General features: G+C 68.5%; 1 protein-coding gene. It reads left to right on the top strand.

Annotated elements, in window-relative coordinates; all coding sequences use genetic code 11:
• The coding region (locus ON32_RS23505) for an acyltransferase domain-containing protein (RefSeq protein WP_040793200.1) at positions 1-1,585 on the top strand (1,585 nt) is incomplete at both ends.

The following is a 1,585-nucleotide window of genomic DNA, read 5'->3' as shown; positions in this document are numbered from 1 at the left end:
GTTCCCCTGGTGTTGTCGGCCAGGTCCGAGGAGGCGTTGCGGGGGCAGGCGCAGCGGTTGTGGGAGCGGTTGGTCGCCGATGCCGGGGTGGATGTGTGGGATGTGGCGTATTCGCTGGTGGATTCGCGGGCGTTGTTGGAGCAGCGGGGGGTGGTGGTCGGTCGGGACCGGCAGGAATTGTTGGCCGGGTTGGCGGGGTTGGCGGGGTTGGCCGCCGGTGGCCCGGGGGTGGTCGAGGGACGTGCCGGGTCGGGGCGGACGGTGTTCGTGTTCACCGGTCAGGGTGCGCAGCGGGTGGGGATGGGTGCCGATCTGTATGCGGTGTTTCCGGTGTTCGCGGCGGCGTTGGACGAGATCTGCGCCTGTATCGATCCGCTTCTGCGGCGGTCGTTGAAAGAGGTGATGTTCACCGATCCCGAGGGGGTGTTGGATCGCACCGAGTTCACGCAGCCGGCGTTGTTCGCGTTCGAGGTGGCGATGTTCCGGTTGTTGGAGTCGTTCGGTGTCGCTCCGGATGTGGTGATGGGGCATTCGATCGGGGAGTTGGCGGCGGCTCATGTGGCGGGGGTGTGGTCGCTTCGGGATGCGTGTGCGGTGGTGGTGGCGCGGGGTCGGTTGATGGGGGCGTTGCCGGAGGGTGGGGCGATGGTGGCGGTCGCGGTGGCCGAGGCCGAGGTGGTCGAGGTGGTGGCGCGGTTCGCCGGGCGGGTGTCGGTCGCGGCGGTCAACGATCCGTCGTCGACGGTGGTGTCCGGGGATGTCGATGCCGTTGTCGAACTCGAGCGTCACTTCGCCGAACGTGGGGTGAAGACGACCCGGTTGCGGGTGTCGCATGCGTTTCATTCGCAGCGGATGGATCCGATGCTGGTGAAGTTCCGGTCGGTGCTCGAGCGGGTGGGGTATACGCGGCCGCGGTTGCCGGTGGTGTCGAATGTGTCCGGGGGGTTGGCCGGGGACGCGGTGTGTGAGCCGGAGTATTGGGTGCGGCAGGTACGAGACTGTGTTCGGTACGCGCCGGGGGTGTCGGTGGCCGTGGCCGAGGGGGCGCGGCGGTTTGTGGAGGTGGGTCCGGATGCGGTGTTGGCGGCGGCCACGCGTCGTTGTTTGGCCGAGAACCCGCAGGTGGAGGCGTCTACGGTGGTGGTCGCGACGTCCCGCCGGCCCACCGGCGGCAACACCGATGTCGCCCACAACACCGGTGTCGCCGACAACATCGGTGACGCCGACAACGCGGGTGACACCGGCAATGTGGGTGACACCGGCAATGTGGGTGTTGCGGGCGCGGGCAGCGGTGGGGGTGGCGGTGCCGAGGTGGGGTGGTTCGTCACCGCGTTGGCGCAGGTTCATGTCGCCGGTGTGCGGGTGGATTGGTCACCGGTGTTCGCCGGTCGCCCGGTGCGGCGGGTGCCGTTGCCGACGTATGCGTTCCAGCGGCGGCGGTTCTGGTTGCCGTCCGATAGCGGCGTGGCGGTGTCGATGTCGGATCATCCGATCCTGACCGGTGTGGTGGGTTTGGCCGGTAGCGACGAGTGGTTGTTCACCGGACGGTTCTCGTTGCGGACCCATCCGTGGATCGCCGACCACA

It is taken from the genome of Nocardia paucivorans NBRC 100373 (assembly GCF_000308675.1).
Lineage (GTDB): Bacteria > Actinomycetota > Actinomycetes > Mycobacteriales > Mycobacteriaceae > Nocardia > Nocardia paucivorans.
The sequence above is the reverse complement of the archived record's forward strand: the minus strand, read 5'-3'. Positions and strand labels throughout refer to the sequence as shown.